Here is a 25415-nt window from a genome sequence, read left to right as displayed (position 1 = left end):
CATGCAAACACTCGACTTTCTGGCCAGCTCAGCGCTGGCCTTTTCTTTATGCGTGCTGGTTCTCGGCTTGCTGGTGGGCAGCTTCTTAAATGTGCTGGTGTATCGCCTGCCCATTATGATGCAGCGCGACTGGCAGGTTCAGGCGCGCGAAGCTTTAGAACTGCCGGGAGATGACGACCCACAAAGCTTCAACCTACTCTTCCCCAACTCGGCCTGCCCTTCGTGCAAGCATGAAATTCGCCCCTGGGAGAACATACCGGTGTTGAGCTACCTGGCTCTACGCGGTAAATGCTCCAGCTGTAAAACCGCAATCAGCAAGCGCTACCCATTGGTTGAATTAGCCTGTGGTGCGTTGTCATTCTTTATCGCCTGGCACTTCGGTTTTACCGTGCAAGCGGGCTTAATGCTCGTGCTCACTTGGGGCTTGCTGGCGATGAGCCTGATTGATGCCGACCACCAGTTGCTGCCCGATGTACTGGTGCTGCCACTGCTCTGGCTGGGCTTGATTGCCAACCATTTTGGCCTGTTTACCAGCCTTGATGATGCCGTCTGGGGTGCGGTTGCGGGTTATTTAAGCCTGTGGACGGTATTCTGGTTGTTCAAGCTGGTCACCGGCAAGGAGGGCATGGGTTATGGCGACTTCAAGTTGCTGGCCATGCTCGGCGCTTGGGGCGGCTGGCAGGTTTTGCCGCTGACCATTTTGCTCTCATCGATGGTAGGCGCTGTGCTTGGCGTAATCATGCTGCGCCTGCGCAATGCTGAAACCAGCACGCCGATCCCCTTTGGCCCTTACTTGGCTATCGCCGGTTGGATCGCGCTGATCTGGGGTGATCAAATCACCGGGACTTACCTGCAATTTGCCGGGTTCAAATAAGCCCTGCAAAACCATCTGGCGGCCCCAAGGGGTCGCCAGCTGTTAGCCCCCTGCTCTACAATTAGCGCTCTATTTGCTTGATTAGAGCCAGCGCACGCGCATGAAACCTTGGATTTTGGGCCTTACCGGCGGTATCGGCAGTGGTAAAAGCGCAGTCGCGCAATGCTTTACCGACCTCGGTGTACATTTGGTTGATGCCGACCATGCTGCGCGCTGGGTGGTCGAGCCTGGCCGCCCAGCTCTTAACAAGATTGCCGAGCACTTTGGCCCAACTATTTTGCAAGCGGACGGGCAGCTTGACCGCGCCGCACTGCGCAAGCTGATTTTTGAGGATGCCGAGCAGCGGCGCTGGCTGGAGCTGTTACTGCATCCGCTAATCAATCAAGAGATCAGCCAATACCTGGCGCAAGCGACCTCGCCTTACGCCATTCTGGTTACGCCTTTATTGGTTGAAACCGGCCAACACGCGCTCACTCAGCGCGTATTGGTGATCGATGCGCCAGAAACGCTGCAGATTGAACGCACGCTGATGCGCGATAACACCTCACTTGAACAAGTGCAGGCGATCCTCAACGCACAAGCCACCCGCCAGCAACGGTTAAAGATAGCCGATGATGTATTGGTAAACGACCGCGACCTGGTTTGGCTGCGCAGCGAAGTCGAACGCCTGCATACTTTTTACCTGACCCTAAGTGGAGGCCAACCATGACCACACCAACTCTCGTCGCTTGCCCTACTTGCGCAGCACCTGTTGAATGGGGCCCACAAAGCCCGAACCGGCCTTTTTGCTCAGAGCGCTGCAAGCTAATTGACTTAGGTGCCTGGGCATCTGAAGAGCACGCAATTCCCGGCAACGAGCTGGAAGATGATGTGTTCTCCGAAGACATCCCACCGCGCACGCACTAACACCCGAAACCGAAATGGGCCACGCGTGGCCAAGCCCCAGCTTGCCCACCGTGATTCATGAATAAAGCACAAATATCCGCGACCGCAACGGTGGGTGAAAAAAGCGTCACACACCCTACAAATCTGGTGGGTTCTTATCGTTTTTCCAGGGTGCTGACAGATAACGACTGCGATTGAAGGTCTCCAGCCAGTCCGGGTAAAAAACCACCAATGCCGTCACTACTAAGCCGTTGATAAAGGCCTCGGGGAAAATAACCAGCCACAGGTAGCCGACGTAGTCTTCTATCCACGGCGGCATCTCAAATATGCCATCAAGCCATAACACCCCGAATGCACACAGAATCACCAGTAAGGTGGCCAATGCTGCCGGGAAGAAGCCGCAAAAAAAGATATACACAAACAAATTGTCAGGCTGCTCGCGTTCAACCCGCAATGCACACAACTCAGTGACCAACACCGGCAACACGATCAACAACATGCCGTTGACCCCAAGTGCCGAAAAATCCTGTAACCCCAACAGCATCAGCCCTATCTGTGCCAGCAAGCCGACCAGTATGGCGAACGGCCAGTCAAGCAGGAGGGTGACCGCGGTCATGCCGATAAAGTGATAGGACAGCCCTGACTCAAAGTCTCGCCGCACCAACCACAACACAAACAAGGCCAAAGCCGTGGCAAACACCAAGTGCTGACGACGAAGGTCACTGATTAACGCCAACCAGGGCGCGCGCACTATCGCCCAGAGCACCACCGGCGCATACAGCAGCCAGCCAACCAGCGCGCTAGTGGTGGTAAGTAGCTCAGCACCAATCATTTCGCCGCCCCAACAACTAAACAGATAACCCGCAGTTTACACCCCGAGCCAAGGGAGCTGCACCGCCAGCTAATCGTCGCCCCAATCTATCCAGTTGCCCGGCCCTGGCGCTAAGCTAAGCCCATGGATGACTCAGACTTCTTACGCCTGCTCACCGACCACGCCGAGCAAGCCAATGATTTTTTATCGAATGCGCGCAAATGGGAACGCGAGCGTTGGGTCTGTCAGCGCCTGCTGCAAGCCTTTAACCTGCGTCACAGCATCGAGGAGTTCAGTGCGCCCAACAACGAGCCGCCTGACGTGCTGTTTCGCGATGCCAATTTCGAGGTGTTTTTCGTACTTGATGAAGGCCGGCGTCTCAATGACGAATGGCGCGCCGAGCTGGAACGTCGTCGCCGGGCGTTTTCCCTAAGCCAACTGGTGCGACGCGAGGCGAAACCCAAGCGTATTCCCGCCAAAGATATGCTCACTCACCTGGCCCCGACACTGAGCAAAAAAGCGCGCAACTATGCTGAGCGCAACATTGACTTGGGCGAACTGGACCTGCTGGCCTACATCAACCTGAAGCGTTCGGTGCTGGATCTAAACAGCCATTTCCCTGCGCCCACGGAGTTTCTGCGTCAAGGCTGGCGCTCGCTTTCGGTGATTGCACCAACGTTTGCCCGGGTGATATTTGCCCACGCCGATGCCCCTGAGTTTTTACGCAACAACCTTGGCCGCACCGTCATTTTTGACGCGGGCATGAGCTTGTGACCGTAATATCCGCCCGTCAAATCGCTCCATAAGTGGTCCATGTCAATAACTCAAATATTTACGGTCGCATTGGTGGGTGAAAAAAGCGTCACCCTCCCTTGCCGACCAACCCTAGGATGGCCAACGCGCAGCTTGCCCACCACGACTAAAACACCGAGATAACCCATTTAATGAGCCCGCTCAAAGCATTACTGGCAGCAATACCTCAACAAGGCCAAGTCCGCTGGATTGGCGTGCGTCCGGCATCACGCGCTGCGATGATCGAGCTTGATGCAGTTGAAGCTCGACGCGACGAAGGCCTGACCGGTGACCACAGCCGTCCAAGCACGCGCAATGCGCGGCAAGTGACCTTTATCCAATGGGAACACCTTGCCGTTGTGAGTGCATTATTAAGCCGCGACGCTGACAACCCGATTCGAGCCGAAGATTTACGGCGCAATATCGCGATCAGCGGCATCAATCTATTCAGCCTTAAAGGTCGACGCTTCAGGATTGGCCAGGCGGTTTTCGAAACCACCGGCTGGTGCCAACCCTGCGCACGGTTGGAAGAACGTCTCGGTCTAGGCACATTCCAGGCGATGCGAGGCCACGGCGGCATAACCACAAGAGTGCTTCAGGGTGGCGTTATCCGTTGTGGCGACAAGCTGATTGTTGAGCCCCTTGAGCCTTCGCTGGCTTGATCACGGGCGTGCACGCTTCGCGTTGTTCAACCGAGAGTCTATAATCAAGCAAAAAGAACACCCGACCAACGAGGTTTCTATGCCCAGCCGACTTACGCCTGACGACCAGCAACGTGTTGATCAGTATCTAAGCGCACCACAGCATCAAGTCGAGCGCCGGCCTTTTAAGGTATGGCGTCTGCTATTGGTGGTGCTTGGCATTGTTGTTGTCCTTGGGGTTCTCAGCCGATTTCTTGGGAGTTTGGTGCTATGAGCTGCCTAGCGCTCGCCCGACCGCCCTGTAACTGTTCTATTCAAAGCCTTGCGAGTCAATCTAATGAACCATCAAATCGTGATCGTCGGCGGTGGCGCCGGCGGCTTGGAGCTTGCTACCCGCCTGGGTAAATCTTTAGGCAAACGCGGCAAAGCCAAAGTCACTTTGGTCGACGCCAACCTGACCCACATCTGGAAACCCCTATTGCACGAAGTTGCAGCGGGTTCGCTCAACTCATCCGGTGATGAGCTGAACTATGTTGCCCAAGCAAAATGGAATCACTTTGAGTTTCAGCTCGGGCGCATGTCCGGCTTGGATCGCGATAACAAGCGGATCACCTTGGATGCAACCCTGGATGAGCATGGCCAAGTTCTGGTGCCTCAGCGCGATCTACCTTACGACAGCCTGATTATTGCAGTGGGCAGCACAACTAATGACTTCGGCACCCCCGGAGCTGCGCAGCACTGTTTATTCCTCGACACCCGCGAGCAAGCAGAACGCTTCCACACCCAGTTGCTGAACCACTATCTACGCGCCCATGCCAGCCAAGGCGAAACCATCGAGCAAATCAGCGTAGCAATCGTCGGCGCAGGAGCCACAGGCGTTGAGCTTGCGGCTGAACTTCACCATGCGGCACACGAACTCGCCGCCTACGGCCTAAACCGTATCCTGCCTGAAAATATGCGCATCACCTTGATTGAAGCCGGGCCACGCGTACTGCCGGCGCTACCAGAACGTATCGGCCAGCCTGTGCACAAAACCCTGGAAAAACTGGGTGTCACTGTACTGACCAACTCAGCGGTTAGCGAAGTTACAGCCGATGCCTTACTGACCGCCAACGGCGAGACCATTACTGCCAGCCTGAAAATTTGGGCCGCGGGCATTCGTGCCCCTAAGTTTCTGAAAGACATCAGCGGCCTTGAGACCAACCGCATCAATCAGCTGGTGGTTCGCCCTACCCTGCAAACCACCCATGATGACGATATCTTCGCGTTTGGCGACTGCGCCGCCTGCCCGCAACCCGGCGCAGAAGGCCGCAATGTTCCACCTCGTGCCCAAGCTGCGCACCAGCAGGCATCGTTGCTGGCGAAAACCCTAAAGCTGCGCGTGCAAGGTTCAGACAAAGCAATGCCGGAGTATGTGTACCGTGATTACGGCTCACTGATTTCCTTGTCGACATTTTCGGCAGTGGGCAATTTGATGGGCAATTTGACGGGTAGCGTAATGCTCGAAGGCTGGCTGGCCAGGATGTTTTATGTCTCGCTTTATCGCATGCACCAAATGGCGCTCTACGGTTTTTTCCGCACAGCGCTGTTGATGCTCAGTGATCGCATCGGGCGGAGCACCGAACCACGGCTCAAGCTGCACTAAGCCCAAACCGCAAGGGTGGATGAAAAAGCGCCATCCACCCAATCGACTAATAAAACCTAGGGTGGCCAAGGCGAAGTTTGCCCTTGCGGGTAACCCAACAACAAAAAGGGAGGCCTTGCGGCCTCCCTTTGGGAATGCTGTCCTGTGTTGGCAATTGTGTTGCCGCCTTTATCGCCCGTCTGATTGGACAGTGCGGACCCGGGTGCCGGAACGACCCTGTTGGATCGGCGGCGGCCGCTTACCTGATTGAGTAAGCCAGCGTGGACATGTCGTCCGGGCCTTGAAACTGAGATAAATAATACGGCTGACCGCCGAGTGAATGATTGCGAAGATTGCTCATTAATGTATAGGTTGCGCAATTTTTATCTAATGAAGCATTATTAAGCGCAATATAATTAAATATCGTGACCCTAATGAACAAACTAGACCGCTATGACCTGAGTATTTTGGCAGAACTGCAACGCGACGCTCGCCTCTCCAACCAGGAACTGGCCGAACGCATTGGGCTGTCCCCCTCGCCTTGCTCACGCCGGGTTAAGCAGCTTGAAGACGACGGTTATATCGCCAAACAGGTAGCCCTGCTCGACAGTAAAAAGCTTGGCCTAAGCCTGACGGCCTATGTGCTGATTGGCATGGACCGACATACCCCTGAGCGCTTCGAACACTTCCAGGACGCCATCCGCAACTGCCCGGAAGTACTTGAGTGCAGCTTGGTAACCGGGATGGATGCTGACTACCAACTAAAAGTGGTAGTACCGGATATGGATCACTATCAAAAGCTGCTGCTCGGCACCCTTACGCGCATAGAAGGCGTCTCCAGTGTGCGCTCCAGCTTTGTCCTACAGCAGATTTTGTCGAGCACTCAACTGCCGCTGGAACATCTGCGTGGTTGAAGACCTAAGAACAGAAAGCCAGATACATCAGCATATAGGCCAGTCATCACAGCCAAGGGTGGATGAAAAAAGCGTCACCCTACAAATCGCTGCGTTCACGTATAATCGCGGGCCTGCGCTGCGACCTATTACGTAATTTGAGGCCACGATGGATACCGAGTATTTCGAAGACCTAATGACAACAGTATTGGTCAGTGTGCTGATTCTGTTTATGGCATTTATTGTCTGGGACTTGGCAAAAAAATCCAAAGCTGGCCGCTTTGGCAGCATGATCCTGTTTCTCGCTCTCGGCTTAGGCGTGCTTGGTTTTGTTATCAAGACCTTTGTGATTGCCGGCTTGGAAATCGAAGGGCACTAAAAACTCAAGCCTTGGTGGACAAGCTTCGCCTTGTTGCACCCTAGAGGCTGGGCGGTAAATCTTTCCACTGCCCCGGTTGCAAGTCATCGAGGCCCCAAGGTCCGATGCGCACCCGCACCAGACGCAGTGTCGGCAAGCCAACGGCGGCAGTCATGCGTCTAACTTGTCGATTGCGACCCTCACGGATTACCAGTTCCAGCCATGTTGTCGGAATGCTTTTACGAAAGCGCACCGGCGGATTGCGTGGCCAGAGTTGCGGCTCATCCAACTGCCGAGCCTCGGCGGGCAACGTCATGCCATCATTAAGCTCAACCCCTTGGCGCAAGCGCTGCAACTGTTCGGCAGTCGGCTCACCTTCAACCTGCACCCAGTAGGTTTTCGCCAGCTTATGTTTAGGGTCGGCGATTTGTGCCTGTAGACGGCCGTCGTTGGTCAGCAGCAACAGGCCTTCACTGTCACGGTCCAGCCGTCCTGCTGGATACACACCGGGCACATCGACAAAGTCTTTGAGAGTGGCACGGCCTTGCTCATCGTTGAACTGCGTCAGCACATCGAATGGCTTATTCAACACCAGCAAGCGCGGTTCGGCTGGAGGTGCCTTGGCCTGACGCCGGGGCGCAGGCTTTGCTGATGAGGCAACAGGGCGATTCCTGGCAGCTGGGCGTGGTGGGCGCGGCATTGAGTATTCCAACATAACTGAACTAAGTACGCAGTTTACCCGAGCATCACCGCTGATGATCTTGATTCTTCATTCTGAACAAGGGGCTATGCTGCTTGTCAGTTGAATAATTCCGCCTCAAGGAGTCCGCAATGAGCATCGTCAATACCTTCACTGGCTGGGCTGCGACTGCAGCGGGCGAGCCACTTGAGAAGTTCGAATATGACCCGGGCCCCCTGGGTGCCGAAGAGGTTGAGGTCGCCGTTGAATACTGCGGCGTTTGTCACTCAGACCAATCAATGATCGACAATGAATGGAAGAACGCACGTTATCCATTTATTCCCGGCCATGAAGTGGTTGGCACTGTAGTTCGCCTGGGCGAGCAAGCACGCGGGCTTGAACTTGGCCAACGGGTTGGCATCGGCTGGAACAAGGGCAGTTGCATGCATTGCGACGCGTGCATGAACGGCTCGCATCAGCTGTGCAACTCGATCAAACCCACCATAGTTGGCAGCCACGGCGGCTTTGCTGATCGCATGCGCGCCCATTGGGCTTGGGCCTTGCCGATTCCCGACAGCCTCGATCCGAGCATGGCTGGGCCGCTGTTCTGTGGCGGCTCGACCGTATTTGCGCCCTTGCTGGAACTCAACGTGAAACCGACAGACCGCGTCGGCGTTGTCGGTATCGGCGGCTTGGGGCACTTGGCATTGCGCTTTTTGAATGCCTGGGGTTGCGAGGTCACAGCCTTTACCTCATCACTGAATAAGCAGGAAGAAGCCAAGCGTTTGGGCGCACACAAGGTAGTCGCCTCCACTGACAGTGCAGCGATGAAGAAAATTGCCGGCACCTTGGACTTTCTCTTAATCACCGCCAGCGCAGACCTCGATTGGAATGCACTGATCAGCACCTTAGGCGGCAAAGGACGGCTGCACTTTGTCGGCATTGTGCCCAGCGCAATCCCGGTACATGTGTTCAACCTGATCCCGCGCCAGCGCAGCATTTCTGGCTCACCCGTTGGTTCACCCGCGACCATGCGCAGCATGCTGGAGTTTTGTGCCCGTCATCAGATATTGCCGCAGGTTGAACACTTCCCCATGAGCAAGGTGAACGATGCCATACAACATCTGCGCGACGGCAAAGCGCGCTACCGAGTCGTGCTAGACGCCAGTAAATAGCACAAAAACAAAAACGCCCCAGATTATCGCTGGGGCGTTGTGGGTTTCTTAGTGCTGATTAACGGAACGGAGGCTCATCGAAGCTACGCAACTTACGTGAGTGCAATGAGTTGAGTTGACCGCGGAGCATGTCCAAAGCGGTGATACCGATGTGCAAATGCTGGGTCACCGCCCGCTCGTAGAATGCACCCGCAGCGCCGGGCAGCTTGATCTCGCTGTGCAGCGGTTTGTCTGAAACACACAACAACGTGCCGTAGGGCACCCGCAAACGATACCCTTGCGCGGCGACTGTGCCGCTCTCCATATCCACGGCAACCGCCCGCGCTTGATTAATCAGTGGCCGCTCCTGAGCCCAGCGCAGCTCCCAGTTTCGGTCGTCATAGGTCAGCACCGTGCCGGTACGCAAACGTCGCTTGAGGTCATCGCCCTTCTCACCCGTTACTTGCGCAGCTGCATCCTGCAGCGCTTGCTGCACCTCTGCCAAAGCAGGCAGTGGAATATTCGGCGGCAAGACTCGATCAAGAATCCCGTCGCGGCGCATATAGGCATGGGCCAGCACATAGTCGCCAATGGTTTGTGACTGGCGCAGGCCGCCGCAGTGGCCAATCATCAACCAGCAGTGTGGGCGTAATACAGCCAAGTGATCGGTGATGTTTTTGGCGTTTGATGGGCCAACCCCAATATTGACTAAGGTAATGCCATCACCGCCGTCACCCGCGTGCAGGTGATAAGCAGGCATCTGATAGCGATGCCAGACCACCCCACCGATGATGGCTTGCATTTCACCCTCAGACATACCGCGCTCGATAATCACGTTACCTGGCAGCACCATGCGGGTAAAACGCGACTCGCCAACCAGCATATCCAAGCCATGACGAATGAACTGATCAACATAGCGATGGTAATTGGTCAGCAGAATCCACGGCTGCACATGACGCCAGTCGCTGCCGGTGTAATGCACAAGTCTGCGCAGTGAGAAATCGACCCGAGCGGCATCAAACAACGCCAGCGGCATCGGGTCCATGCTTTCCCAGCTATTTAAACCGTCGGCCGTATTGTCTGTGGCTGCAGACAGATCAGTGCTGGGAAACACCCGCGCCAACTCACCAGCAGTCACCCCGGAACCCGCCAGCTCGTCGCCTTGCTCGACCACATAAGGGTAAGGGATATTCTGCTGACTTAGGCCGACCTCAACGCGCAGGGTGTAGTCATGCATCAAGGGTTGCAGCTGTTCAAGCAGATATTTACGAAAGGCACCGGGATGAGTGACGGTAATGCTGTAGGTGCCTGGCACCTGCACCTTGGCATATGCACGTACCGTAGCCGGGACTTCGCCGTGACATAGGTACGTCAGACGCAGTTCTGGGTAACGAAACTGGCAGTGCGTGGCCGGATCGGGCTTGAGCCGATCCTTGAGATAAACCTTGAGGGCTTGACTCAAGGCTCGCGTGGCTTGCTCATGCAGTGCGGCGAGTCGATCCACAGCCTCTTCAGGGCTAGTGACAACAATAAAGTCTTCTGAACATGTATTCACGGCAAACCTTCCTGGCTGAACATGCACGCCAATAGTGCACCCTAGACGGCCTCATTAGCCAGCTTAAGGCGTCGCCAGAGCCACTCAAAAGTTTCAGATAGTGCAGTGAGCCTGAAAAACCCGAAAACTGAGCGGCTGCCGTCGCCCAGTCTTCAATCCCATATGCCGTTACGCCAGATGAGGCGTGCTACGCGCAACCAAAGCCTCTGCATCTATACCTCGCGGCAGAGTCCCGTAGACCCGGCCACCTTCACCTAAACGGCTGGCAAGAAAAGCATCAGATACAGTCGCATTGCCCCCCTCAAGCAACAGCTTGGCTTGCAATGCGATGGCCAGATCTTCAGTCAGTTGTCGAGCGCGGAACTGGATATCATCCGTGTCCTTGAACGCGCGCTGAACCTTGCCGATATGCGCTTTCAAGCGTGCATCGCCATGGCCATCGCCCAGTTCGGCAAACAAGGCTTCCAGTACGCCCGGCTCTTTCGACAGCGCCCGCAGCACATCAAGGCACTGAACATTGCCCGAACCTTCCCAAATCGAATTGACCGGTGCTTCGCGGTATAGCCGCGGCAGGATAGTTTCCTCAACGTAACCGGCCCCACCTAAACACTCTTGGGCCTCGTTGATCATCGCCGGGGCGCGCTTGCAGATCCAATATTTGCCGATTGCCGTCACCAACCGAGCAAACTTTTCCTCCTGCTCGTCATGGGCATTATCCAAGGCCTTGCCCATGCGCAGGGTCAAGGCCAACGCGGCTTCACTCTCAAGGGCCAAATCAGCCAAGACGTTTTGCATCAGAGGCTGTTCGGCCAACACACGCCCACCGACTTTACGGTATGCACAATGATGCGTGGCTTGAGTCAGGGCTTGGCGCATCAAGGCGCTGGAGCCGATCATGCAATCAAATCGGGTCAGTGACACCATTTCGATAATGGTCGGTACCCCGCGGCCTTCTTCGCCAACCATCCAGGCTAGCGCGCCCCGGTATTCCACCTCGCTAGAGGCGTTTGACCAGTTACCCAATTTGTTCTTCAAACGCTGAATGTAGAACTCGTTGCGCGAGCCGTCCGGGCGGTGGCGCGGCAACAAAAAGCAGCTCAGACCTTTATCCGTGTAAGCCAGCGTCAGGAAGGCATCGCACATCGGCGCCGAACAAAACCACTTGTGCCCAACCAGCTCATACGCCTGCCCCGGCCCCGGAATGCCCACAGGATGGGCGCGGGTGGTGTTGGCCCGCACATCAGTGCCGCCCTGCTTTTCGGTCATGGCCATGCCGATGGTCGCGCCGGTCTTTTGCTCAATCGGCAAATTACGCGGGTCATACTCGGTTGAAAGAATTTTCGGCAACCAGATTTCAGCGATATCCGGCTGCAGCTTGATCGCCGGAACGCTGGCGTAAGTCATGGTCAATGGGCAGCCTGAACCGGCTTCAGCCTGACTGTGCAAATAGCTCATGGACGCTCGGGCTACATGGGCCCCGCTGCGCGGGTCAGTCCATGGCGAGGACGGCAATCCATGCTTGATCGCAGCGCCCATCAACTCGTGATAAGCCGGGTGAAACTCAACCAGATCAATGCGATGACCATAGCGGTCGTGACTTTTGAATTCCGGTTTATGTTCGTTAGCCAGAAAGCCTGCGGCCATTAGAGGTCCGCCCGCCAGCGCGCCGTAGGTGTGCAGACGGTCTTCGGCCCAAGCGCCACCAAAACGACGGTTCCACTCCTGCAACGCAAGATCGACCCGATACAGATTGGCACCCTCCATCGACGGCACCTGATTAAACACTTCATGGGTTTCAGCGTTAACGCTCGGGTTCATTGGGGTATCTCCTTGGCGCCGACGGCGCTTAAACAGAATGCGATCAGGCCCGCAGTAATCTCGCCCAGCGTCATGGCCGGCTGGCCTTTGGCGCGTGCCGCACAGGCACTGGGCGATAGAGGTCCAACCAGTGATTCAGCAATAGCGCCAACCAAGCAGGCAGCGCTTAATTGACTGTGCTGCATACGAAAATGGCCACTGGCGACGCCCTCTTCCAGCACCTCGACCAGTAACTCGGCGTAGGCTTGGCGAAACAGCAGGCGTTGTTCATCGACTTCAGGATCAACCGGTTCAGCAATCAATGCATAGGCCAAGCGGCGACTGTGCCAAGCTCGGGCGGCAAACTGGGTTAAGCCTGCAGCCAAGCGCTTGGGTGCCGGTAATGAGCTTCGCAATGCCTGAGCCATTGCATCGACCTCACGCTGGCTGGCCAGTGCAAACACTTCAGACGCCAACTCGCCTTTACTGCGAAAGTGGCGATACAGACTGCCCGTCGCGATGCCGACATCCTCAGCCAAGGCCTGCATGGTCAGCGCGGCAAAACCGGCCTCACTCACTCGCGCTTGAGCACAACGTAATATTCGCCCCCGCAAGGCATTGTCGCGATCAATTCGTAACGGACTGGTGCGATAGACCATGGTCTGAATCCTGATTCAACATTTAACCAGTGAATCAGGATTCAGCTTTTCAATACAGAGGGATTTTAGGCAGATCAGGCGTCATTTACGCCAGCGCTTGGCAACTTCGACATAAAGATATTCACGCACCTTGCCATCCATCTTGGCCGACCGCGAACATTCAGTTTTTTGCAGAACCATAGCAGTCGAGCTTAGTGTTGGCCGCCTAGGGTTTAGCCGCGAGCGTACCGGCAAGCGCCAAGTGAACATTGAGCTTGAAGTGACTGCCCTGACCCGGCTGCGACTTATGGCTTAGCTCGCCACCCAAGAGCGCGACCATTTGCCGACAGATGGCCAAGCCAATGCCTAAACCGCCAAAGCGCCGAGTCATGGAGCCATCCAGTTGCTGGAAGCATTGGTATAAAGCGTGATTATTGGCCTGATTAAAGCCAGCACCTGTGTCGATCACATCAATGCATAGCGGCACACCTTGCTGCGTATTAGCCTGTGGGTTAATACGTAAGGTCACACAGCCCTTATCCGTAAACTTAATCGCATTATCCAGGAGGATATCGATACTTAAGCGAAGTTTAACCAAATCACCTTCAAGCTCATCAGCTAAGCCTTCATCGTACTCAACTACAAACTCCAAGCCTTTGGCCTGCGCCAGAGGCATGTACTGGGCACTGAGCGAATCGATCAACCCTCTCAAGCTAAAAGGCTCGCACAACGGATACAACCTGCCTGCCTGCAACTCTGTCAGGGTCAGGATGTTGTTGATCATGTGCATCATCTCTTGCGCCGATCCCGATGCCATGGCGCGGTACTGCTCCATCTCATGATCGAGACGAACACTCTGGAGCAAATCCAAAGAGCCAATCACCCCATTCATTGGCGTGCGTAATTCGTGACTAATGGTGGCCAGAAACTCATCTTTTAGACGGTTGTTGTTGGCCAAGGCCTGATTAAGCGACTCCAGCTCACGCCGGGCTGATTGCAAAATCGCGGTGCGCTCTTCCTTAAGGATGTTGATTCGGTCAGCCAATGCCAAAGACAACAATGCCACCTCAAGCGCAGAACCAATCTGGCTGGCATACATGGTGATAAACATGTTCGGCAAAAAGCCCAGAACCATCAGCGTATTAAGGATGCCGCCGAGCAGAAACGCCGACCATGCGAAGATAAAGTACCGCGCAACCCGCATGCCGCTAAACCAAGCGCTTAGCCCTGCGCAAAAGACCGCCAAGGTAAAGATCAGAGCAAGATAAGTGGCTAAGCGCAAAGACAGTGCATAGCTTGCAGTCAAGGCCAAAACCATCACCAGCGCGGCCCCAGCCATCACCGTCAGCAGTGAGCGATCGAGCCATTTGCCTTGCAGCGCTGTCTGCAAAAAGCTACGCGCAAACTGGGTGCCGAATAAGGTCGCAGAACCAATCAAAAACGGTGTGGCGGCATTCGCCCACCATGGACTACTCGGCCAGAAGTAGGCAATCCCGGCACCGTTGACTGACACCTGATAAAGGCCGAACGAGGCGATATACAAGATGTAATACAGGTAACTGGTGTCACGCACGCTGAGGTAGATAAACAGGTTGTAAATTATCATCCCCAGCAGCACGCCGTAGATGATGCCCAGCACATAGATACGCATCGGCTGGCTTTCAATGTAGGCATTCGCTGCCCACAGCTTCAACGGCGCCTGAATAGAACCCTGGCTCTGCAAACGCAAATACACTCGGCGGGGCTGATTGGGCTGCAACTCCAGCTCAAACAGATAGTTATTGTTTTTGATTTCGCGCGAGTCGTAGGGCAACGCATCGCCAGTGGTGCGCTGTAAATCAAAGCCACCTTGGCCGTTATCGATGTATAGCGCGAGGTGATCAAGAGGCGGATAGGCAAGCTCTAACAACCAACGTCGTTCGCCTGACAGTTGCCGGGGGCTGTAATCCAGATCGACACGCAGCCAAAATGCCGAACGCGAATAGCCAGCATTGAGTATGTCTTCAGGTTGGTGTTTAAAACGCGGCGCATAATCGGCCGACGAGACTTGATCGATAGTGGCTGTACCACTTGCGTCCTCAAGCACATAGCTGACGCGACCCAAGTCTACTGATCGCGTATGTTCATCAAATGTCACGGCTCCAGCCAATAGCGGCCAGACAGCAAGCAACAGGATCAAAATGGTGCGCATTCAGCCCCGCGAAAACGTGATGACCGACAATTTTCAACTGCGTCCGCGAGCCCCAACTCACTTATGTGACGCCGTCAGGCATGCCTGTTTATTCGAATTAACGACACGATATCACAGGCTAAAACCTGCAATAAGCAACCCTCGCACAAAATATCCATAAATTTACTTGCGCCCTTCTCGCCCGAGCCTTCAACCGGGTACCCGGACGCCCCTCCAGCGTTAAAAGCAGCTGTTTGAAAATAGCCAATCGCTCTAGCGCGGGACAATCATGTTGCAGGCCAAAATCAGTGATTTAATGATAAGCTCGCGCACCATGAAAACGCCTACTTCTCGCCCAGTTGTACTTTGCCTGTCTGGACACGACCCAAGCGGTGGTGCCGGTTTACAGGCTGATATCGAAGCGCTGCTCGCTCAGGGCTGTCACGCTGCACCTACTGTGACCGCATTGACCGTTCAGGACACTGTCAACGTTTCCGACTTCCGCGTGCTTGATCGCGAATGGGTACTGGCCCAAGCCAATGCCGTTATCGCTGACCTGCCTGTTGAGGCGATCAAGCTGGGCATGCTCGGCTCGGTCGAGATGGTCGAAACCGTACTGCAGATCCGTAACAAGCTGCCAGGTATCCCGCTGGTCTGCGACCCAGTGTTGCGAGCAGGTGGCGGCGGTGCTCTGGGCAAGGATGAGGTTGGCTTCGCCATGCGCGAGAAGCTCTTCCCAGCGTCAACCATTGCTACGCCAAACTTGCCCGAAGCGCGCATCTTGGCCGAATTACCAGAGGGCAGCGCCGATGAATGTGCAGCTAAATTACTGCCATTTATTGAGCATTTACTGATCACCGGCGGTCATGGTGACGAGCACGAAGTGCACAATCGCCTTTACTCACGTGACGGCAGCCACCATACATTTACGTGTCAGCGCCTGCCTGGCAGTTACCACGGTTCCGGCTGCACCTTGGCCAGCACCCTGGCGGGTCGTCTAGCAATTGGCGAAGAATTGGTCAGCGCCGTACGCACCTCGCTCGATTACACCTGGCGCACCCTGCGTGATGCAGAACAACCGGGCCAGGGCCAATTTATTCCACGGCGCTTACCGCTGGACGGATTCTGATGGAGATCAACTGATGAAGCTGCGCGGTCTCTACGCCATCACCGACAGCCAGCTGTTGGCAGGTGGCAAGCTGCTGCCCTATGTCGAAGCCGCGCTTAAAGGCGGTGCCAAACTCCTGCAGTACCGCGACAAATCCAATGATGAAGCGCGACGCCTGCGTGAAGCCGAAGCCCTACGCGAGTTGTGCAACCGCTACGGCGCAGCCCTGATCATCAATGATGACGCAGAGCTCGCGGCACGTTTGGGTGTTGGCCTGCATCTGGGTCAGAGTGACGGCTCGCTGGCAGTCGCACGTGCCCTGCTGGGCCGCAATGCAATCATTGGCGGCACCTGCCATGCCGAACTTGATCTGGCGCAGCGCGCTAACGACGAAGGTGCCAGCTATATCGCTTTTGGCCGCTTTTTCAATTCCAACACCAAACCTGGCGCACCCGCAGCGACTGTCGAGCTGCTTAATCAAGCGAAAAGCCGTTTCAACCTGCCGATCGTAGCGATTGGCGGCATAACCCTCGAAAACGCCCCTCAGCTGATCGCCGCTGGCGCCAGCATGGTTGCGGTCATTCACGGGTTGTTTGCTGCTGACTCCGCAGATGAGGTCGAGCGCCGCGCCCGCGCCTTTAGTGCGCTTTTTAGCTAACTGAACAGGTTAACCACAGATTAAATTTTGCAGAGCCTAACCACTCTGCACAGACTTTGAGAGGCTCCCGATGTCACGTTCAGAAACCCTATTTGCCAACGCCCAAAAACACATTCCGGGCGGCGTCAACTCACCGGTTCGCGCATTTAAAAGTGTGGGCGGCACGCCATTGTTCTTCAAGCACGCGGCGGGTGCTTATGTCACTGACGAAGATGACAAGCGCTATGTTGACTACGTTGGCTCATGGGGGCCGATGATCCTTGGCCACAGCCACCCAGAAGTACTTGATGCTGTGCGCAAGCAGTTGGAACACGGTTTGTCCTATGGTGCACCGACTGCCATGGAAACCGAAATGGCCGATCAGGTGTGCAGCATCGTGCCTTCCATGGAAATGGTGCGCATGGTCAGCTCCGGCACTGAGGCCACCATGAGCGCCATTCGTCTGGCCCGGGGTTTCACGGGACGCGACTCGATCATCAAATTCGAAGGTTGCTACCACGGCCACTCAGACAGCCTTCTGGTCAAAGCGGGATCAGGTGCGCTGACCCTCGGCGTCCCCAGCTCGCCTGGCGTACCCGAAGCCTTTGCCAAGCACACCCTGACCCTGCCGTTCAATGACATCGACGCCGTGGCCAAGTGCCTGAGCGAAGTCGGCAGCGAGGTTGCCTGCATCATCGTTGAGCCGGTTGCGGGCAACATGAACTGCGTACCGCCAGTCCCCGGCTTTCTCGAAGGCCTGCGCGAGCAGTGCGACAAACATGGCGTGGTACTGATTTTCGACGAAGTGATGACTGGCTTCCGCGTCGCCCTCGGCGGTGCTCAGGCGCATTACGGCGTCACCCCTGACCTGTCGACCTTCGGCAAAATTATCGGTGGCGGCATGCCAGTTGGCTGCTTCGGCGGTAAACGCACAATCATGAGCCACATCGCGCCACTGGGCCCGGTTTACCAAGCGGGCACCTTGTCAGGCAACCCACTGGCCATGGCCGCTGGCCTGACCACCCTGCGCCTGATCAGCCGCCCCGGCTTCCACGCCGAGCTAAGCGATTACACCTCCCGCCTGCTGCAAGGTCTGCAAGAACGTGCAGACGCTGCTGGCATCGCCTTCACCACCACTCAAGCGGGCGGCATGTTTGGCCTGTACTTCACCGAACGCAAGAGCATCAGCAGTTTTGAAGATGTGATGAGCAGCGATAGCAATCGCTTCAAGCAATTCTTCCATCTGATGCTCAAAGGCGGTGTATACCTCGCGCCAAGTGCATTCGAAGCCGGGTTCACCTCCATTGCACTGGGTGATGCGGAGCTGAAGATTACCCTTGATGCGGCTGAGCATGCCTTCGCCGAGATGACTAAAGCTTGATGCAATACACCACTGCCGCCAGTGATGCATTGCTGGCGCTGGCCTGCATTGCCAGCACATTGTTGATTAGCAAGGCCCGGGCGCGTTACCACGAAGGTGATCAGCCCGCCTTGTTTTGCGCTCTACTCGGCTTCGGCCTGACCGCCGCTGCAGCTGTTTGTGGCAGCGTACGCTATGGCTTGGACCCAAGCTGGCAAGGCACCCACCTCTGGCTGACTCAGGCCAGCACTTACCTCGGCCTGCCACTAATGGGTTGCGCAGCACTGGCGTTGAGCCGCAGCCAAGTATGGAGCCGGGCAAACTGGGGCCGAATAGTCCTTGGCCTGTGCACCTTTTTCGAACTGGCTCGTCAACTCAATCAACTTGATGAGTACCGCTTACTGCTCAACCTCATGACCTTGGCGCTATTGCTCTACGCGGGTTTCGTTCAGCACCCCAACAAAGCACCCATGCTTGCAGCAGCCACCGCAGTTGGATTGTTTGTAATTGCAGGCCTCGCTGTAGGCACCCACGGATACATAGGCGTCGTGCGCCGCGTGGACCTGTTTCACCTACTGCTGACGCCTGCCTATCCGCTGCTCGCTTGGCTAATATTGAAACTGCCGGGGCACAAAGGGGTCTCAACAGCAGTGGGCGAAGAAACCAGCAAGATGGCCAATTAGCTGTTCTGAAACTTTGTGCATCGCTTAAACAATTGATTTATATAGATTAAATAGCAACTTCTAACCTGCTATTAATGCCATCCACTATTACCCCGGACTGACTTGAAGCCGCTTAGTTACAGCTATTTACGATAAACTTTGTAAGAACAGTGCTGCTTATTTCATAATGTGACACCCGCCACGTTTTGCGGGTCATCTATTAGTCGTACAGCAATGCGAGGAACAAGGATTTTCATGAACCGCACCGGCCGCGCCCTTTCACTGGGCTGCCTGCTGCTTCTGCCTTTACTCGCTAATGCGGGCGGTAACTCGCTGCTCATACCGGCGACAGGAAGATGCTCACTGAACACCGCCCCTGAAGAACTCCCGGACGCACTCAACGCGTGCCTGACCTCTGCCAAAACTGGCGATCCGCAAGCTGCGTATGAGCTGGGCGAGTTCTATTACGACGGCAAACGTGCGCCTCAAGACCTGGAACAAGCGCTCAACTGGTTTGAACAAGCCTCACTAAAAGGCCACGCCCAAGCGCAATACCGCCTGGGCATGATGTTTTTCCGTGGCGAAGGGGTGCAGGCGAATAATATTCAGGCCTTTATCGTCCTGAAAATGGCTGCGGTCAATGGCTCGGATGAAGCCATGGACAGCGCCGACCTGATTGCCGAGAAAATGCAGCGCAATGAATTGGAAATTTCCAATCAGGTGCTGGGGCAGATTTTCCGCAATTACTTACAAGAATTGCAAACAGCCGAGCATATAACGCCTTTCAATCCGCTGCCGTAAACGCCAAACAGGCGACTAAGAACAGTAGCCTGTTTAGCCGCAAGTACTTACTTCTCCGGCATTGGCATTGGGAACGGCATTACATTACCGCCACCCTTGGCTTCGCTGATCTTCGGCGTACCTAAACGCTCGACTTCATCAATTCGAATAATCGAGTGCATCGGTACAAAACTGCGCACGACACCATCGAACTGCGCTTTGAGCTTTTCTTCGCTGGGGTCGACCACGACTTGAGTTCGCTCACCAAAGACAAACTCCTCCACCTCCAGAAAGCCCCACAGATCACTTTGAAAGATCTGCTTGGCATACATTTCGTACACCTGACCCTGATTGAGAAAAATCACTTTATAAATAGGTTCGCGCTTGCTCATAGAGGCAGTTTAGTCGGGCCATAGAATAACGGGCGCGAATCATAGCATGCAGCAAAGCTAGGAACAGAAGCACTTGGGGCTTATAATGTGCGGTTCTTCGAATCACCCTTTGAGCCCGCATGAGTAAGAAGCTTTATATCGAAACCCACGGCTGCCAGATGAACGAGTACGACAGCTCGCGCATGGTCGATCTTTTGGGCGAACATCAAGCCGTGGAAATCACCGAACGCGCCGAAGATGCGGACCTGATTCTGCTCAACACCTGCTCCATCCGCGAGCGGGCGCAAGACAAGGTATATTCCCAGCTGGGCCGCTGGCGTGAACTGAAAATCAGCAATCCAGACCTGGTCATCGGCGTTGGCGGCTGTGTCGCCAGCCAGGAAGGTGCAGCCATTCGCGACCGTGCGCCTTATGTCGACGTGGTTTTTGGCCCGCAAACCCTGCACCGACTCCCCGAAATGATTGATGCTGCGCGCATCACCAAACTGCCGCAAGTTGATGTGTCCTTCCCTGAGATCGAAAAGTTCGACCGTCTGCCAGAACCACGCATTGATGGTCCCACCGCCTATGTCTCGGTGATGGAAGGCTGCAGCAAGTACTGCACATTCTGCGTTGTGCCCTATACCCGGGGCGAAGAAGTCAGCCGCCCGATGGCCGATGTACTGAGCGAGATCCTTCACCTTGCTGAAAACGGCGTGCGTGAAGTGACGCTGCTTGGGCAAAACGTCAACGGTTATCGTGGTGATACGGGCAATGGCCAAATCGCTGACTTTGCCGAACTGCTCTATGCGGTCGCGGCGATCGACGGCATTGACCGCATTCGCTATATGACCTCGCACCCGCTGGAGTTCTCCGACGCGCTGATTCAGGCGCATGCAGACATTCCAGAGCTGGTCAAATACCTGCACCTGCCCGTGCAGTCCGGCTCTGACCGAATACTTGCTGCGATGAAGCGCAACCACACCGCGCTTGAGTTCAAGTCGCGAATTCGCAAGCTCAAAGCCGTAGTGCCTGAGATCCTGATCAGCTCCGACTTTATTATCGGTTTCCCCGGCGAGACTGAAAAAGACTTCGAGCAAACGATGAAATTGATTGAGGACGTCGGTTTCGACTTCTCATTTTCATTCGTCTACAGCTCACGCCCCGGCACGCCTGCAGCGGACCTGCCCGATGACACACCAGAAGAGCTGAAAAAGCAGCGCCTGAAGATCCTGCAAGACCGCATTAATCAAATCGGCGCTGCCAATACGCGACGCATGGTCGGTAGCGTTCAGCGCATTCTGGTCAGCGATTACTCAAGGAAAGACCCTGGCATGTTACAGGGTCGCACCGAGAGCAACCGCGTGGTCAATTTCCGCTGCGATAACCCAAGCCTGATTGGCCAATTTGTCGACGTAATGATCGACAGCGCCCAATCTTATGCGCTGCGGGGCAGCTTAATCACCGATTCAGGTGCTGAATAAACCCGTGCAGCCCAGCAAATCAGGGTGTTTCGCGCATACTGAACTAAAGCCTATGCTGTTCCTGCTTTCATGCGCGAACAGCTAAGGCTATTCTTGCTCAACTACCCCTGCCGACTGGCGGCCATCTTATTATTTTGAATACACAGACAGAGCCACATCATTTCATCCTCGAGCCTTTCGAAGCTAATCGCTTCGCCAATCTGTGCGGGCAATTTGACGAAAACCTGCGCCTGATTGAACAACGCCTCGAGATCGAAATTCGCAACCGCGGCAATCAGTTCGAATTGATTGGCGATAGCGAACAAACCCGCGCAGCAGAACAGTTGCTGCGTCGCCTCTACCGTGAAGCGAAAAGCACTGAACTCTCACCTGACATGGTGCACCTGTTCCTGCAGGAGTCTGGTATCGAGGAACTCAAGAACTCGACGGTCGAATCCAACATTGCCCTGCGCACACGCAAAGGCATGATCCGACCACGCGGCGCCAATCAACAGGCCTACGTTAAATCGATACTTGAGCACGACATCAATTTCGGCATTGGACCTGCGGGTACCGGTAAGACCTATTTGGCCGTGGCCTGCGCTGTTGACGCGCTGGAGCGCGAGCAGATCCGCCGAATTCTGCTGGTGCGCCCGGCGGTTGAAGCGGGCGAGAAGCTTGGCTTCCTACCTGGCGATCTGTCACAGAAAATCGACCCCTATCTGCGCCCGCTCTATGACGCGCTATATGAGATGCTTGGTTTTGAACACGTCGCCCGACTGATCGAAAAACAAGTGATCGAAGTGGCCCCCCTCGCCTACATGCGCGGTCGTACGCTGAACAATAGCTTCATCATCCTCGATGAAAGCCAGAACACCACGCTTGAGCAAATGAAGATGTTCCTGACCCGAATCGGCTTTGGCTCTACAGCGGTGATCACCGGTGACATTACTCAGGTTGACTTACCGCGAGGCACCAAGTCAGGCCTGACTCACGTAATCGATGTATTGCGTGACGTGCCCGGCATCAGCTTCACCCATTTCAAGCCCAAAGACGTGGTCCGCCACCCCTTGGTCCAACGTATTGTTGAAGCCTATGAGCGCTTTGAAGAACGCGCACAAAGCAAGCCTGCAAACGGGCAGGACAACCGCGATGCTTGAGTTGGACTTACAAGTCGCCAGCGATGCCAGTGACTTACCCAGCGAAGCACAATTTCGCGACTGGTGCGCAATAGCCTTGCGCCAGCGAACGGCCGACTCTGAACTGACCATACGCCTGGTCGATGAAGCAGAAGGGCTTGAGCTCAACCACACTTACCGTCAACGCGAATACGCCACCAACGTGCTCTCGTTCCCGGCTGATGTGCCCGATGAAATGCTCGACATCCCGCTGCTGGGCGACTTGGTCATCTGCGCGCCCGTCGTTGCGCGCGAAGCAATAGAGCAAGATAAAAGCCTGACGGCCCATTGGGCTCATCTGGTGATTCACGGCTGCTTGCACCTTCTTGGTTACGACCATATAGAGGATGCAGAAGCTGAAGAAATGGAAGCATTAGAACGTACACTGCTCGCCGAGCTGGGTCATCCCGACCCCTATGCCGACGACGAACAATTAATCACAAGCAAGGATCCTGAGTAAAACCCCATGAGCGAAGACCGATCGAGCAACGAGCAAAAGTCATGGCTGAATAAGCTGACACAGGCTTTTGCTCACGAGCCGAAAAACCGTCAAGAACTGCTGGAAGTCCTGCGCGAAGCGCACCAGAATAAGCTACTGGATAGCGAGGCGCTGGCCATCGTTGAAGGTGCTATTCAGGTAGCTGACCTGCAAGTTCGCGACATTATGGTTCCACGTTCACAGATGATCAGCATCAAAGCGACGCAAACTCCGAAAGAGTTTCTGCCGTCGATTATCGAGGCGGCACACTCGCGCTACCCGGTGGTGGGCGAAAGCCTTGATGACGTGATCGGCATTTTGCTTGCCAAGGATCTGCTGCCATTGATTCTGCAAGATGAGCAACAGAGCTTCAACATCAAAGACTTGCTGCGCCCAGCGACTTTTGTTCCGGAGTCCAAGCGCCTCAATGTGCTGCTGCGCGAGTTCCGCGCCAATCACAACCACATGGCGGTGGTGATTGACGAATACGGCGGCGTCGCAGGTCTGGTGACCATTGAAGATGTGCTTGAGCAGATCGTCGGCGACATTGAAGACGAGCATGACGTTGAAGAAGACAGCTACGTCAAACCATTGCCAAGCGGTGATTTTCTGGTCAAGGCGCTGACCCCAATCGAAAACTTCAATGAATCCTTTGGCACCGACTTCTCCGATGATGAGTTCGACACCGTTGGCGGCTTAGTCATGAGCGCCTTTGGTCACCTGCCAAAACGCAACGAAGTCACCGAGATCGGCGGCTTTCGCTTCCGCATCCTCAACGCCGACAGTCGCCGCGTGCACTTGCTGCGCCTGACCCCTCTGGTGGGCTGATGCACAACCCGGCTGAGCCCGCTCACTGGCTCAGCCGGGCAACAATTAGCACTGCAAACTTGCCGAACATGGGCGCTTACCTATAGCCTCCTGCGGTCTTTTATCGTCTAGGATTTAACATGCGCTGGATCACCCGCCCGGGTTGGCTAGGTAACCTGATTAGCATGGCTGCAGGTGCCATTACCACTTTTGCACTTGCACCCTTTGATATCTGGCCACTAGCGCTGCTGTCCATCGCACTGCTTTACCTTGGCTTGCGCGACCTGTCACCGCGCAAAGCCGCTGGGCGCGGCTGGTGCTACGGCTTTGGCCTGTTCGCCGCTGGCACAAGCTGGGTCTATGTCAGTATTCATACCTTCGGTGACGCATCGCCCCTGCTTGCAGGCCTGCTGACACTCGGCTTTGTCATGGGCCTTGGCTTGTTTTTCGCACTGCCCGCCTTCCTCTGGGCACGCTGGATACGCCGCCCTGAAGCGCCGCTGGCTGACGCCCTGGCGTTTGCCGCGCTGTGGGTTGCGCAAGAGGCTTTCCGTGGCTGGTTCCTGACCGGTTTCCCTTGGCTTTACGCAGGCTACAGCCAACTCGACGGCCCCCTCACCGGGCTCGCTCCGGTCGGTGGCGTGTGGCTGATCTCTTTTGTCTTGGCACTCACCGCAGCCTTGGTCGTCAACCTCTACGCGCTGCGCAAGCGCCCTGCTTTTTTAGCCGCCGCAGCAGTGCTACTGGCTGCCCCCTGGCTGAGCTGCCTAGTTCTAAATGGCTACGCCTGGACCAAGCCTGCCGGCCAGCCGCAAACTGTTTTATCGATCCAGGGCAATATTGAACAAAGCATGAAATGGGATCCAGCCAAGCTGGAGGCCCAGCTTAAGCTGTATCGCGACCTGACCTTGAATGCCAAGCCAACTGACTTAGTGATCTGGCCGGAAACCGCAGTCCCCGTACTCAAAGACCAAGCGCTGGGCTACCTGAGCAGCATGGATAACTTTGCCAGTGAGCGTAAAAGTGCGCTGATTACCGGCGTACCGATCCGCCAGCCGAATAAAGCGGGCGAGATGCGCTATTACAATGGGGTGACGGTGCTGGGCCAAGGCAGCGGCGACTACCTCAAGCAAAAGTTGGTGCCATTTGGCGAATATGTGCCGTTGCAAGAAGTCCTGCGCGGGCTGATCGCCTTTTTCAACCTGCCAATGTCAGACTTTGCCCGTGGCGACGCTGACCAGCCCCTGCTTGAAGCAAAAGGCTACAGAATCGCCACGTTAATCTGCTACGAAGTCGTTTACCCCGAGTTTGCCGCAGGCCTTGCGGCCAAGAGCGACCTATTGCTTACGGTGAGCAATGACGCCTGGTTCGGTGACTCAATCGGCCCGCTGCAACATTTGCAGATGGCGCAAATGCGCGCCCTTGAGGCCGGTCGCTGGATGATTCGCACCACCAACAATGGCATGACCGTGCTGATCGACCCCATGGGCAAGATCACCGCCCAGTTGCCACAGTTCAAACGCGGCCTGCTCTATGGCAGCGTGCAGCCAATGCAGCAGCTAACACCTTACCTGCAGTTCCGTTCATGGCCATTGATTATCGTCTGCGCCCTGCTGTTTGGCTGGGCATTGCTGGCCGGCCGCATGGCCAAGACCGTTTAACCGGCGACTACTCGCACACCGCCCTGCGCCAGGCACAGG

Annotated in this window: 27 protein-coding genes; 20 read left to right on the top strand and 7 right to left on the bottom strand. The window is 55.6% G+C overall.

The genetic code is table 11. The features are described from left to right. Position 1 precedes the first annotated feature (1 nt). The 3 genes from ACIGCM_RS18125 (at position 2) to yacG (ending at position 1780) form a co-directional block, all read left to right on the top strand. Positions 2 to 874: a prepilin peptidase gene (locus ACIGCM_RS18125; protein WP_397503452.1), complete on the top strand. Its 873-nt coding sequence runs from the start codon at positions 2 to 4 to the stop codon at positions 872 to 874. A gap of 100 nt (positions 875 to 974) precedes the next feature. Next, a complete protein-coding gene (gene coaE, locus ACIGCM_RS18120; RefSeq protein WP_397503451.1) occupies positions 975 to 1583 on the top strand; it encodes a dephospho-CoA kinase in 609 nt (202 codons plus the stop codon). Further along, positions 1580 to 1780, top strand: a complete 201-nt coding sequence (yacG, locus tag ACIGCM_RS18115; RefSeq protein WP_397503450.1) for a DNA gyrase inhibitor YacG — start codon at positions 1580 to 1582, stop codon at positions 1778 to 1780. The genes coaE and yacG overlap by 4 nt, the downstream gene beginning before the upstream one ends. A gap of 115 nt (positions 1781 to 1895) precedes the next feature. Here yacG and ACIGCM_RS18110 read toward each other — a convergent pair whose 3' ends face one another. Next, complete coding sequence (locus ACIGCM_RS18110; protein WP_397503449.1) at positions 1896 to 2591, bottom strand: energy-coupling factor ABC transporter permease; 696 nt, start codon at positions 2589 to 2591, stop codon at positions 1896 to 1898. 123 nt (positions 2592 to 2714) lie between these two features. Between ACIGCM_RS18110 and ACIGCM_RS18105 the strand changes: the two genes are divergently transcribed. From ACIGCM_RS18105 to ACIGCM_RS18080, 6 genes are all read left to right on the top strand, one after another. Next, positions 2715 to 3344 carry a DUF1780 domain-containing protein gene (locus ACIGCM_RS18105; RefSeq protein WP_397503448.1) on the top strand — a complete coding sequence of 210 codons (630 nt, stop codon included), beginning with the start codon at positions 2715 to 2717 and terminating at the stop codon, positions 3342 to 3344. A gap of 170 nt (positions 3345 to 3514) precedes the next feature. Further along, positions 3515 to 4024, top strand: a complete 510-nt coding sequence (locus ACIGCM_RS18100; protein WP_397503447.1) for an MOSC domain-containing protein — start codon at positions 3515 to 3517, stop codon at positions 4022 to 4024. Positions 4025 to 4103: 79 nt separating this feature from the next. Further along, positions 4104 to 4277, top strand: coding sequence for a DUF3094 family protein (locus ACIGCM_RS18095; RefSeq protein WP_397503446.1), 174 nt, complete (start codon positions 4104 to 4106; stop codon positions 4275 to 4277). Positions 4278 to 4340: 63 nt separating this feature from the next. Next, a complete protein-coding gene (locus ACIGCM_RS18090; RefSeq protein ID WP_397503445.1) occupies positions 4341 to 5648 on the top strand; it encodes an NAD(P)/FAD-dependent oxidoreductase in 1308 nt (435 codons plus the stop codon). Positions 5649 to 6061: 413 nt separating this feature from the next. After that, positions 6062 to 6541, top strand: a complete 480-nt coding sequence (locus tag ACIGCM_RS18085; RefSeq protein ID WP_397503444.1) for an Lrp/AsnC family transcriptional regulator — start codon at positions 6062 to 6064, stop codon at positions 6539 to 6541. A gap of 148 nt (positions 6542 to 6689) precedes the next feature. Further along, entirely contained in the window at positions 6690 to 6899 is a 210-nt protein-coding gene (locus tag ACIGCM_RS18080) for a DUF2788 domain-containing protein (RefSeq protein ID WP_397503443.1), read from the top strand. Positions 6900 to 6939: 40 nt separating this feature from the next. Here ACIGCM_RS18080 and ACIGCM_RS18075 read toward each other — a convergent pair whose 3' ends face one another. Continuing rightward, complete coding sequence (locus ACIGCM_RS18075; protein ID WP_397503442.1) at positions 6940 to 7578, bottom strand: pseudouridine synthase; 639 nt, start codon at positions 7576 to 7578, stop codon at positions 6940 to 6942. A gap of 131 nt (positions 7579 to 7709) precedes the next feature. On the opposite strand from ACIGCM_RS18075, the gene ACIGCM_RS18070 reads away from it, so the two are divergent. Further along, positions 7710 to 8732 (top strand): NAD(P)-dependent alcohol dehydrogenase, encoded by a 1023-nt coding sequence (locus ACIGCM_RS18070; protein ID WP_397503441.1) that lies wholly within the window; start codon positions 7710 to 7712, stop codon positions 8730 to 8732. A gap of 58 nt (positions 8733 to 8790) precedes the next feature. Here ACIGCM_RS18070 and amn read toward each other — a convergent pair whose 3' ends face one another. The 4 genes from amn to ACIGCM_RS18050 form a co-directional block, all read right to left on the bottom strand. Beyond that, positions 8791 to 10266, bottom strand: coding sequence for an AMP nucleosidase (gene amn / locus ACIGCM_RS18065; protein WP_397503440.1), 1476 nt, complete (start codon positions 10264 to 10266; stop codon positions 8791 to 8793). A 168-nt stretch (positions 10267 to 10434) separates the two neighbouring features. Next, the gene (locus tag ACIGCM_RS18060) at positions 10435 to 12084 is read right to left on the bottom strand and encodes an acyl-CoA dehydrogenase family protein (RefSeq protein ID WP_397503439.1); all 1650 of its coding nucleotides are present in this window, start codon (positions 12082 to 12084) and stop codon (positions 10435 to 10437) included. Then, positions 12081 to 12722 (bottom strand): TetR/AcrR family transcriptional regulator, encoded by a 642-nt coding sequence (locus ACIGCM_RS18055; protein WP_397503438.1) that lies wholly within the window; start codon positions 12720 to 12722, stop codon positions 12081 to 12083. Before ACIGCM_RS18055 ends, ACIGCM_RS18060 begins: the two co-directional genes overlap by 4 nt. A 205-nt stretch (positions 12723 to 12927) precedes the next feature. Then, a complete protein-coding gene (locus tag ACIGCM_RS18050; protein ID WP_397503437.1) occupies positions 12928 to 14892 on the bottom strand; it encodes a sensor histidine kinase in 1965 nt (654 codons plus the stop codon). A 313-nt stretch (positions 14893 to 15205) separates the two neighbouring features. Between ACIGCM_RS18050 and ACIGCM_RS18045 the strand changes: the two genes are divergently transcribed. The 5 genes from ACIGCM_RS18045 (at position 15206) to ACIGCM_RS18025 (ending at position 19439) form a co-directional block, all read left to right on the top strand. Continuing rightward, on the top strand, positions 15206 to 16000 hold the full coding sequence (locus ACIGCM_RS18045; RefSeq protein ID WP_397503436.1) for a bifunctional hydroxymethylpyrimidine kinase/phosphomethylpyrimidine kinase: 795 nt from the start codon (positions 15206 to 15208) through the stop codon (positions 15998 to 16000). A gap of 13 nt (positions 16001 to 16013) precedes the next feature. Then, positions 16014 to 16637 carry a thiamine phosphate synthase gene (gene thiE / locus ACIGCM_RS18040; RefSeq protein WP_397503435.1) on the top strand — a complete coding sequence of 208 codons (624 nt, stop codon included), beginning with the start codon at positions 16014 to 16016 and terminating at the stop codon, positions 16635 to 16637. 70 nt (positions 16638 to 16707) lie between these two features. Then, positions 16708 to 17997 (top strand): glutamate-1-semialdehyde 2,1-aminomutase, encoded by a 1290-nt coding sequence (hemL, locus tag ACIGCM_RS18035; RefSeq protein ID WP_397503434.1) that lies wholly within the window; start codon positions 16708 to 16710, stop codon positions 17995 to 17997. After that, positions 17997 to 18659 carry a DUF6962 family protein gene (locus ACIGCM_RS18030; RefSeq protein WP_397503433.1) on the top strand — a complete coding sequence of 221 codons (663 nt, stop codon included), beginning with the start codon at positions 17997 to 17999 and terminating at the stop codon, positions 18657 to 18659. Before hemL ends, ACIGCM_RS18030 begins: the two co-directional genes overlap by 1 nt. A gap of 234 nt (positions 18660 to 18893) precedes the next feature. Next, positions 18894 to 19439, top strand: coding sequence for a tetratricopeptide repeat protein (locus ACIGCM_RS18025; RefSeq protein ID WP_397503432.1), 546 nt, complete (start codon positions 18894 to 18896; stop codon positions 19437 to 19439). A 47-nt stretch (positions 19440 to 19486) separates the two neighbouring features. On the opposite strand, the gene ACIGCM_RS18020 is transcribed toward ACIGCM_RS18025, so the two are convergent. Beyond that, the gene (locus tag ACIGCM_RS18020; RefSeq protein ID WP_397503431.1) at positions 19487 to 19810 is read right to left on the bottom strand and encodes a DUF1820 family protein; all 324 of its coding nucleotides are present in this window, start codon (positions 19808 to 19810) and stop codon (positions 19487 to 19489) included. Positions 19811 to 19929: 119 nt separating this feature from the next. Here ACIGCM_RS18020 and miaB point away from each other — a divergent pair, with 119 nt between their 5' ends. The 5 genes from miaB (at position 19930) to lnt (ending at position 25376) form a co-directional block, all read left to right on the top strand. After that, positions 19930 to 21273 (top strand): tRNA (N6-isopentenyl adenosine(37)-C2)-methylthiotransferase MiaB, encoded by a 1344-nt coding sequence (gene miaB / locus ACIGCM_RS18015; RefSeq protein ID WP_397503430.1) that lies wholly within the window; start codon positions 19930 to 19932, stop codon positions 21271 to 21273. A gap of 134 nt (positions 21274 to 21407) precedes the next feature. Next, positions 21408 to 22412 (top strand): PhoH family protein, encoded by a 1005-nt coding sequence (locus ACIGCM_RS18010; RefSeq protein ID WP_397503429.1) that lies wholly within the window; start codon positions 21408 to 21410, stop codon positions 22410 to 22412. After that, positions 22405 to 22890, top strand: coding sequence for an rRNA maturation RNase YbeY (gene ybeY, locus ACIGCM_RS18005; RefSeq protein WP_397503428.1), 486 nt, complete (start codon positions 22405 to 22407; stop codon positions 22888 to 22890). The genes ACIGCM_RS18010 and ybeY overlap by 8 nt, the downstream gene beginning before the upstream one ends. Positions 22891 to 22896: 6 nt before the next feature. Continuing rightward, on the top strand, positions 22897 to 23736 hold the full coding sequence (locus tag ACIGCM_RS18000) for an HlyC/CorC family transporter (RefSeq protein ID WP_397503427.1): 840 nt from the start codon (positions 22897 to 22899) through the stop codon (positions 23734 to 23736). Positions 23737 to 23855: 119 nt separating this feature from the next. Then, positions 23856 to 25376 carry an apolipoprotein N-acyltransferase gene (gene lnt, locus ACIGCM_RS17995; protein ID WP_397503426.1) on the top strand — a complete coding sequence of 507 codons (1521 nt, stop codon included), beginning with the start codon at positions 23856 to 23858 and terminating at the stop codon, positions 25374 to 25376. The last annotated feature ends 39 nt before the right edge of the window (positions 25377 to 25415 follow it).

The organism is Pseudomonas sp. NPDC078700 (assembly GCF_044542375.1).
In the GTDB taxonomy this organism is placed as follows: domain Bacteria; phylum Pseudomonadota; class Gammaproteobacteria; order Pseudomonadales; family Pseudomonadaceae; genus Aquipseudomonas.
The sequence above is the reverse complement of the archived record's forward strand: the minus strand, read 5'-3'. Positions and strand labels throughout refer to the sequence as shown.

Coding starts and splice junctions, on each gene's coding strand:
- ACIGCM_RS18125 (WP_397503452.1), top strand. CDS start 2: ATGCAAACACTCGACTTTCTGGCCAGCTCAGCGCTGGCCTTTTCTTTA.
- coaE (WP_397503451.1), top strand. CDS start 975: ATGAAACCTTGGATTTTGGGCCTTACCGGCGGTATCGGCAGTGGTAAA.
- yacG (WP_397503450.1), top strand. CDS start 1,580: ATGACCACACCAACTCTCGTCGCTTGCCCTACTTGCGCAGCACCTGTT.
- ACIGCM_RS18110 (WP_397503449.1), bottom strand. CDS start 2,591: ATGATTGGTGCTGAGCTACTTACCACCACTAGCGCGCTGGTTGGCTGG.
- ACIGCM_RS18105 (WP_397503448.1), top strand. CDS start 2,715: ATGGATGACTCAGACTTCTTACGCCTGCTCACCGACCACGCCGAGCAA.
- ACIGCM_RS18100 (WP_397503447.1), top strand. CDS start 3,515: ATGAGCCCGCTCAAAGCATTACTGGCAGCAATACCTCAACAAGGCCAA.
- ACIGCM_RS18095 (WP_397503446.1), top strand. CDS start 4,104: ATGCCCAGCCGACTTACGCCTGACGACCAGCAACGTGTTGATCAGTAT.
- ACIGCM_RS18090 (WP_397503445.1), top strand. CDS start 4,341: ATGAACCATCAAATCGTGATCGTCGGCGGTGGCGCCGGCGGCTTGGAG.
- ACIGCM_RS18085 (WP_397503444.1), top strand. CDS start 6,062: ATGAACAAACTAGACCGCTATGACCTGAGTATTTTGGCAGAACTGCAA.
- ACIGCM_RS18080 (WP_397503443.1), top strand. CDS start 6,690: ATGGATACCGAGTATTTCGAAGACCTAATGACAACAGTATTGGTCAGT.
- ACIGCM_RS18075 (WP_397503442.1), bottom strand. CDS start 7,578: ATGCCGCGCCCACCACGCCCAGCTGCCAGGAATCGCCCTGTTGCCTCA.
- ACIGCM_RS18070 (WP_397503441.1), top strand. CDS start 7,710: ATGAGCATCGTCAATACCTTCACTGGCTGGGCTGCGACTGCAGCGGGC.
- ACIGCM_RS18060 (WP_397503439.1), bottom strand. CDS start 12,084: ATGAACCCGAGCGTTAACGCTGAAACCCATGAAGTGTTTAATCAGGTG.
- ACIGCM_RS18055 (WP_397503438.1), bottom strand. CDS start 12,722: ATGGTCTATCGCACCAGTCCGTTACGAATTGATCGCGACAATGCCTTG.
- ACIGCM_RS18050 (WP_397503437.1), bottom strand. CDS start 14,892: ATGCGCACCATTTTGATCCTGTTGCTTGCTGTCTGGCCGCTATTGGCT.
- ACIGCM_RS18045 (WP_397503436.1), top strand. CDS start 15,206: ATGAAAACGCCTACTTCTCGCCCAGTTGTACTTTGCCTGTCTGGACAC.
- thiE (WP_397503435.1), top strand. CDS start 16,014: ATGAAGCTGCGCGGTCTCTACGCCATCACCGACAGCCAGCTGTTGGCA.
- hemL (WP_397503434.1), top strand. CDS start 16,708: ATGTCACGTTCAGAAACCCTATTTGCCAACGCCCAAAAACACATTCCG.
- ACIGCM_RS18030 (WP_397503433.1), top strand. CDS start 17,997: ATGCAATACACCACTGCCGCCAGTGATGCATTGCTGGCGCTGGCCTGC.
- ACIGCM_RS18025 (WP_397503432.1), top strand. CDS start 18,894: ATGAACCGCACCGGCCGCGCCCTTTCACTGGGCTGCCTGCTGCTTCTG.
- ACIGCM_RS18020 (WP_397503431.1), bottom strand. CDS start 19,810: ATGAGCAAGCGCGAACCTATTTATAAAGTGATTTTTCTCAATCAGGGT.
- miaB (WP_397503430.1), top strand. CDS start 19,930: ATGAGTAAGAAGCTTTATATCGAAACCCACGGCTGCCAGATGAACGAG.
- ybeY (WP_397503428.1), top strand. CDS start 22,405: ATGCTTGAGTTGGACTTACAAGTCGCCAGCGATGCCAGTGACTTACCC.
- ACIGCM_RS18000 (WP_397503427.1), top strand. CDS start 22,897: ATGAGCGAAGACCGATCGAGCAACGAGCAAAAGTCATGGCTGAATAAG.
- lnt (WP_397503426.1), top strand. CDS start 23,856: ATGCGCTGGATCACCCGCCCGGGTTGGCTAGGTAACCTGATTAGCATG.